This is a genomic window from uncultured Lactobacillus sp., assembly GCF_947367125.1.
Classification (GTDB): Bacteria; Bacillota; Bacilli; order Lactobacillales; family Lactobacillaceae; genus Lactobacillus.
The window spans coordinates 23,248-30,834 of record NZ_CANBCQ010000032.1; the positions used below are offsets into that span (position 1 = coordinate 23,248).

General features: G+C 33.5%; 7 protein-coding genes and 1 pseudogene. 1 reads left to right on the forward strand and 7 read right to left on the reverse strand.

Going from position 1 to position 7,587, the window contains the following annotated elements:
* Nucleotides 1-51: 51 nt before the first annotated feature.
* From Q0Y84_RS09205 to Q0Y84_RS12330, 5 genes and pseudogenes are all read right to left on the reverse strand, one after another.
* Nucleotides 52-618: an ECF transporter S component gene (locus Q0Y84_RS09205; RefSeq protein ID WP_297952955.1), complete on the reverse strand. Its 567-nt coding sequence runs from the start codon at nucleotides 616-618 to the stop codon at nucleotides 52-54.
* Entirely contained in the window at nucleotides 605-1,444 is an 840-nt protein-coding gene (locus tag Q0Y84_RS09210; protein ID WP_297952957.1) for a pyridoxamine kinase, read from the reverse strand. Before Q0Y84_RS09210 ends, Q0Y84_RS09205 begins: the two co-directional genes overlap by 14 nt.
* A 63-nt stretch (nucleotides 1,445-1,507) precedes the next feature.
* Nucleotides 1,508-2,611: a serine hydrolase domain-containing protein gene (locus Q0Y84_RS09215; protein ID WP_297952973.1), complete on the reverse strand. Its 1,104-nt coding sequence runs from the start codon at nucleotides 2,609-2,611 to the stop codon at nucleotides 1,508-1,510.
* A 137-nt stretch (nucleotides 2,612-2,748) separates the two neighbouring features.
* Nucleotides 2,749-3,363, reverse strand: a complete 615-nt coding sequence (locus Q0Y84_RS09220) for a sugar O-acetyltransferase (RefSeq protein WP_297952959.1) — start codon at nucleotides 3,361-3,363, stop codon at nucleotides 2,749-2,751.
* Between the two features lie 18 nt (nucleotides 3,364-3,381).
* Nucleotides 3,382-3,830, reverse strand: a pseudogene (locus Q0Y84_RS12330) (GNAT family N-acetyltransferase).
* Between the two features lie 94 nt (nucleotides 3,831-3,924).
* Here Q0Y84_RS12330 and Q0Y84_RS09235 point away from each other — a divergent pair.
* Entirely contained in the window at nucleotides 3,925-4,557 is a 633-nt protein-coding gene (locus Q0Y84_RS09235) for a phosphatase PAP2 family protein (protein ID WP_297952963.1), read from the forward strand.
* A 547-nt stretch (nucleotides 4,558-5,104) separates the two neighbouring features.
* Here the strand turns inward: Q0Y84_RS09235 and Q0Y84_RS09240 are convergent.
* Together Q0Y84_RS09240 and recQ are read right to left on the reverse strand one after the other, a co-directional pair.
* Complete coding sequence (locus tag Q0Y84_RS09240; RefSeq protein ID WP_297952965.1) at nucleotides 5,105-5,557, reverse strand: flavodoxin; 453 nt, start codon at nucleotides 5,555-5,557, stop codon at nucleotides 5,105-5,107.
* Nucleotides 5,558-5,643: 86 nt separating this feature from the next.
* Nucleotides 5,644-7,407 (reverse strand): DNA helicase RecQ, encoded by a 1,764-nt coding sequence (gene recQ, locus Q0Y84_RS09245; protein WP_297952967.1) that lies wholly within the window; start codon nucleotides 7,405-7,407, stop codon nucleotides 5,644-5,646.
* Nucleotides 7,408-7,587 lie beyond the last annotated feature (180 nt).

Genomic DNA, 7,587 nt, shown 5'->3' on the forward strand with positions numbered 1-7,587 from the left:
ATGATATATTTAATATAGCACCCTGTAAATTATGTGTAAAATCTATTAACTTTAGCTAACTCGTTTCATAATTAAACGGCTTGCATCCCGCAAGGCAAAATACAAAATTGGAGTACAAATTGCGGTTGAAATCGAATTTATTACAGTTGCGGGCAAACTAATAAAAGCGCCAACTAAAGCAACTTTAAAACTAGTTCCTACCATCAATGCTTCAACAATTGAAACACAATACGTTGTAAAAATTTTAGTTACACCTGCAAGTACACCTAAAATGATGATATTTCTTTTACTATCTTGATAATGCATCCCTCTATAAGCTACTGTCAAAACAGTAGCCACTACAACTACTTCAAGCATGGTTAGCCATGATGTTGCAGCGTAACCATTTAACAAATCAAAGCCACCTAAACCAATAATTCCAGCAATCATGCCGTTGCGATAGCCTAAATATAAAATTGCTACAGCAGTTAAAGTATTGCCAAAATGAATAAAGGGACGCCCTACCATTGCAGGAACTGGAATTCTTAGTACCCAAATTCCAATATAAATAATTGCGGCAAAAATCCCTGTTAAGACTAAAGCTTGTAATGAATTTTTATTTTTTCTAAATGTTTGCATTGTTTCTCCATTTTTCTAATAAATCAGGTAAAGCAGCTGCATAATTAGGACCTAAACGTGGATCTTGTTCAGTTGTTTGCTTAATAGCTTGAGCTACAAAATTAGCTGCGAGTGAACAAGATATTTTTAGATCTTGTTGATGCATCACAGCTGCTAAAAAAGCACTAGCAAACAAATCTCCTGTGCCAAAATAATTACCTGGAAGTTTATTTTGAATTAGTGACCAACTTTGGTTATTCGAAAAGCCAACTTCAGCAATTTTATCTTTAGTAAGCGAAATACCTGTGATAATGACATTAGGAATACCAAAACGATTGGCTATTTTTTTAGCGACACTTGCTGCATCTTCTATTGAGCAGTCATTCAATTTTTCACCTAATAAAAACGCTGCCTCTGTCAAATTGGGAGTTAATATTGTAGCCGATTTAATTAATTTTCGCATTGCTATCACATAATCCTGATCAATTCCGCGATAAAGTCGACCATGGTCTCCCATTACAGGATCAATTAAAATTAACTTATTTTCTTGTTTAAATTGATCTATTTCGTTTATCCAAAAATCTAAAGCATTTTTTCCTAAATAACCTAAATATATAGCTGAAAAATCTAATTTAATCTTTTGCCAATGCTTCATGATTTTAGACATTTCACTGCTTAAATCTAAAAAAGTATTTTTACCAAATCCACCCGTATGTGTAGATAAAATTGCAGTTGGTAAAATAGTTGGCGATAATCCACTTGCACTTAAAACAGGCAATGCTACACTGAGCGATACTTGACCAGCACAAGATAAATCTTGACTGATTAATACCCCACCATTAATCATTTTTTCACCTCAATTAAAAAATCCTGCTTTAAGCTTATCATGAAGTTTAGAGCAGGAAAAATTTTATTTTGCAGAAAATGTATTGGCCCTAATATGATTTAAAATTTGATAACCAATTTGTTTATTTCTGTCTTCATCATTTTGAGTTTGATTGAGGAACATAATCAATCCATTTTGATTATCAGCCGTTATTTGAATCCAGTTGCCGAAATGTGTGTTATACAGGTTACCGTAGGCCAATTTAAGACTATCATTATTCTTCATATATAGTCCACCTGAATATCCATTTGATGAACGCGAAGTTAAGTGAGTCATATAATCAAAATCAGTTTGACTCAGAATTTGCCCGTTAGTTAAACCAAGTTGAATTCGGTAATAATCCATTGGGACTGAAAACAAATTGCCTGCCCCTACTAATTGCGAAGCTTGTGTTTTCTTGACATACTGTGCCCACTGATAATTCTTTCTATTCCAAGTATAAGATATTCCATCAGTCATACCTGCTGGAATATCCTCCAAGAAGTATGTCCGCTTTAACCCAAGTTTATTAATAATTCTATCTTGGACATTTTGCTTATAGCTTTGGCCAGTTTCTTGACGAATAATACCTGCTAACAAAATATAGTTAGTATTATTATATGAAAAGTTCCCTGGCTGGTTCTGCGTAGTCGAATTTAATTTATCAACTACCCAATTAATCGCATCAGCTTCTGAATAAACGCGCCCACGGTTAACTTCAGTATCTGCTGCCTTTAATCCTGAGGTATGGGTCATTAAATTACCAACTGTAATATTGTTAGCACCCCTTAAGTTAGGATACCATTTTGAAATTTTGGTATATTGAGTGAACTTCCCTGCAGAAATTAATTGAGTAATGATTGCAGCGGTAATGACTTTTTGTAAGGAACAAACAGGATAGACAACTTTGCTATTGCCTGCTCCTAATCGTTTACCATAATAGCCGTAACCATATGAAATCTGCTGCGGTTGTCCATTCTTAATTATTACTACGGTACCACGAGCATAATAGTTAGCTAATGTATTTCTAACAAAACTTCTCATCTCAGTTTTATTATAGCTTGCTGCTTGAACTGAATGGTTAGCATTGGCAATTGTTGTCCCGATGGGTATTGCAGCTGCAATAGTCAACGAAATAGTTGATTTAATTAATGTCTTTTTTAAGTTAATACGTTTCGTTTTTAATTCCTCCAACAATGTTAATTCTACCCATAATATTAACATTTATTTTTTTCAGTGAAGTTACAATTCTGATAAAGGACAATAATAGCGCATTCATTATTATTTTAATAAGGATAATTATTTAAATGATCTTGCTCGGTAATTTGCCGTACTACTTTTGCAGGTACTCCTAATGCCAACGAATTATCGGGGATATCTTTGGTGACTACTGCCCCTGCACCGATAACACAATTATTTCCGATTGTTACGCCAGGACAAACAGTTACATTGCTAGCTAGCCAACAATTGTCACCAACAGTAATTGGTGCCCCATACTCGATGTCGGCCATCTTGCCATCTGCTTGCAAGCGAGCGTTTCTTTGCGCTGGTAATAAGGGATGCAATGGCGTAGCGAAAGTTACATTAGGACCACACATTACATTTTTACCAATTGTTACCGGACAGGTATCTAGGATGGTTAAATTGAAATTTGAATAAAAATTATCACCTAAATGGGTAAATTTCCCATAATCTACTTCAATTGGGCCTTGTAAATATACGTCTTTACCATGATCTGGAAATAAACGATCAATAATCGCCTTACGCTCAACTTGGTCCTCATCAGTAGTCATATTATAGTCACGTGATAGGCGATGAGCGAGACTAGAAATTTTTCTTAGCTCTTCACTATCTGGACGGTATGGGTTACCTGCTAACATATTCTTAGTATTTTCTTTCATAAAACAATAATGACCTTCCTAATTTAATTTTCTACTTAAATAAATCATGTCTATTAACTGATGTCCAGCTTCAAAAATTGGCTGATCATAATTTTTAACAAAAAAGTCCTTAATTTTTCCAGAACGTTGAAATCCACATTTTTCATAAAACGGTATAGTTAATGGACTATCACCAGTTCCAACTTGTAGAACTTGATATTGTTTCTGATATTTTTGAATAATAAAATTAACTAATTGTTTGGCATACCCTTTGCCTTGATCTTCTGGATAAGTAGCCAGATTCTTAATTTCTATTGTATTAGAATCTTCAATAGTAATTATACATTCTGATCTAACTTTTCCTTATCTAACAAGACATACATTGTTCCATGTTCTAAATAGCGACCAATCATACTTTCTTGTTCATCAGCTAGCAAAAGTAGAACCAAATATCGTTTCTTATTACGCTTAATTTCTTTAATTTTCATGATTATTTCCAATTAATTAAAAATTTTTCTTTTTCCATCCATATTCTATGATAAACTCATTATTGTTGAAAAAATAAGAATAATCGAGGAAAAAATGCGCAAAAAAAATATTTATTCTATTTGTATTGGATTGCCAATTTTTTTAATCTTGGCAATCTCTATTATGGCTCATGCAAGTTGGATTACTGGCTTTGATAACTTTTTTGAAAGCTTAGTTCATAGTATTCCTAACTTACAGAGTATTATGCATGTAATTACGTTTTTAGCAGATACTAAGGTCGATTTAGTATGGATGCTGTTAATAGCAATCATTCTCTGGTTAAAGAAACAACGTCCTCTTTCGGCAAACATTGTGATATCTTTAGTTACTGCTGATGCTTTTGGCTGGGTGGTTAAACATATAATTCAACGTGCTCGTCCATCTGCTCATTTAGCGGCAGATGATGGATTTAGTTTTCCTAGCGGTCATACACTAGGTATGGCAATTATTGTTTTTTGGTTAATGTTGATTTTAATTCCAGTCCTAGTCAAAAATAGAACTGCTAAAATTTGGTTAAATATTTTACTAGCTATTTGGTTAGTATTAGTAATGATTTCAAGAATTTATCTTTACGCACACTGGCCGAGTGATGTTTGTGGTTCTGTTGCTTTAGGACTAATGTGGATCGGTTTAGTCGATGCAATATGGGATAAAGTTACCCCACAAACAAGCAAAAACAACTTTTAATATTACAATAGTCGACTGTTAGGTCGACTATTTTTTTAGACAAAAAGAAAAAAGTCACTAAGGAAAATGTCCTTAATGGCTTTTCTACACCTTCAAATTTCTTCCTATCAGCAGATGCCATAAGAGACATCTTGCTTAGCCTTTTCATCCTCGGAGCGCTCATCACACGCTCCGCTATTATAATAACAAAAAAAGGGTAAAAGATAAAGATTTTTACTTAACAAATTTCAAAAAATAAGTTTAAATTTCTAAAATTAAATATATTATATAACTAATTATCATTGGTGATTTAGCCAAAATACTATTCAAAATTTGAGTTATATGATATATTATAGTTTGTAAGGTAAGCGCTTACTATGAAAATAGAAATGAGGTGTTGTTGTGATATTGATAAAGAAAACCGTTGTTTTTTCTTTTAATAGATATAAAAATACCACATATTTAGAGACACCCATCAAGCTAGGAGTCATGCGTAACGGCGCTTGATTTGTGTCTTAAGTAAAAAATGAGAGTTACAGTAATCTGTAGCTCTCATTTTTAATTTATATTATTCAGCCCAATTGCGGACTTCACTGTCATCACGGGCAACACCAATTACATTCAAGCCATTAGCCCATTCATTGAAATGACTTACATAGGCTTTATGATTAGTACCTGCGGAAGTAAAGAATGATGCAACTTCACCATGATAATTCTTCATTTTTTCAAGTAATGGCTTAATTGGGGTTGCAGGATAACCTGACCAAACTGGACTACCTACTAAAATCAAATCATAGTTGTTAAAATCAATATCGTCCATTTGAATTTCAGGATAAGGAATCTTGCCTTGAATTTGATCCAATGCAAGATCATTAGTTTTATACATATCTGAATCAAAAGTATCAGGAGCAACAGTCACTTGCTTTAAATCACTGTTTTCGATTTCACTGTTAATCTTTTCAGCCATGTTCTTGGTATTACCTTTCCAAGAATAGTAGATAATTAATGTTTTTTTAGCCATAAACTTAGTCCTTCTTTCATTTATAACTTATTGTAATAAAAAAATACTAATTTGACCAATATTAATACTATTTATTTTTGATGATTTTATTGATCCTTCCTTATTACTTTAAGCATGGCGTGACCGTATTTTTTCATTTTAGCTTGTCCTACCCCACTTACTTCCAAAAATTCACCTTCAGTTCGTGGCTTAATTTGGGCCATATCATGAAGTGAACGATCAGAAAAAATCATAAATGCCGGCACTTTCTGTTGCTTAGCTAATTCTAATCGTTTTTGTCTGAGTGCTTCAAATAACGCATCATTTTCTCCACCATTATGAGTAGCTGCTTGTACCTTAGCAATTCTTCGCTTAACCTGTATCTTGCCGTCTAATACATCCCAACCACGATTAGTTACATGTACTAATGGATATTTAGTTCCTTCAACTTTTAAATATCCTGATGCAATTAGATAATCAATTAAACTTATAGCATCTTTTTTCTTCATTTTTAATGAACCAAAATGCTCATACTGTACTGCATTTATTTCTTGCATACGTTGATTTTTGGAGCCAATTAAGCATTGAGCAACCATAGTTTTTCCAAAACGACCATCCAATTCATACACCATATTGATCACTTTTTTAGCATCAACGGTAATATCAGTTAACTTATCTTGATTTAGGCAATTAGAACATTTGCCACAAGGCGGACACTCTTGGCCAAAATAGCGTACGATAAATTGTTGCAAACATTCGCCAGTATTTGCATAATCAGTAATTACTTGCAATTTACGATATTGCAATTCGTGATATTCATCATCTGCATTTGATTCATCGATAAAATAGCGATATTGTCGTAAGTCACCGGGATGATAAATTAAAATTGCTGTACTTTCTTCCCCATCACGTCCTGCTCGGCCAGCTTCTTGATAATAACTTTCCATATTTCTTGCACTTGAAGCATGAATTACAAAACGAACATTACTTTTATCAATTCCCATTCCAAATGCATTAGTTGCCACAATTACTTGAAATTCATCGAATTGAAATGCTTCCTGAACTCTATTGCGTTCAGCTGAACCCATGCCGCCATGATAAGCACCTACTGAGATACCTTTTTGTGCTAAATATGCGGTCAAACTTTCAACTTTTTTACGTGTGTTAGTATAAATGATTCCTGCTTCATCTGGGTGTTTTTTAATATATTCGGTGATATACAATGGAGTATTTTGAGGTGAATTAACAACTTGAAACGATAGATTAGGACGAGCAAATGAAGTAATGATCATATTTTCTTTAGGAATACTAAGTTGCTCACAAATATCATTTTGAACTGCTGGTGTCGCTGTAGCTGTTAAGGCTAAAATATTTGGTTTGCTCTTTAATGAACTGATGCCAGCCATTAATTGCCGATAAGCTGGCCGAAAATCATGTCCCCACTGTGAGATACAATGGGCCTCATCAACTGCAACTAAGTCAATATCCAAAAAATTTAATTGATATCTAAAATAATCAAGTGCTAAACGTTCCGGTGTAATATAAATTAATTTAATTTTGCCCTCATATGCCTGCCGTAGAATAGGATTAACCTCTTCTTGAGGAGTAGTAGAGTTCAACGCTGCTGCATTAATCCCATTTTGTTGTAAGTTATCGATTTGATCCTTCATCAAAGAAATTAATGGCGAAATAACTAAAGTTACACCTGAATTTATTAGAGCAGGTATTTGGTAGCACATCGACTTACCACCGCCAGTCGGCATAACTGTCAGTACATTTTGCTTGTGCAAAACCAAATCAATTACCTGTTCTTGTCCAGGGCGAAAATTAGTATAACCAAATACCTTCTTTAAAACTTGTTTTGGAGTCATAAAATTGTCCTAACTGGTTAAAAATTAATATTATTTATTCTAGATTAATAACTTAAGCCAAACAAGATAAAAGGGCTACATTCTCTTTTTAGCAAAGAAAATGGGCTCTATAATTTTTCCTGTTGATGACTTATCTATATGATAAGCTGTTAACAAGTTTTTTATTGCATTAAAAAAGGA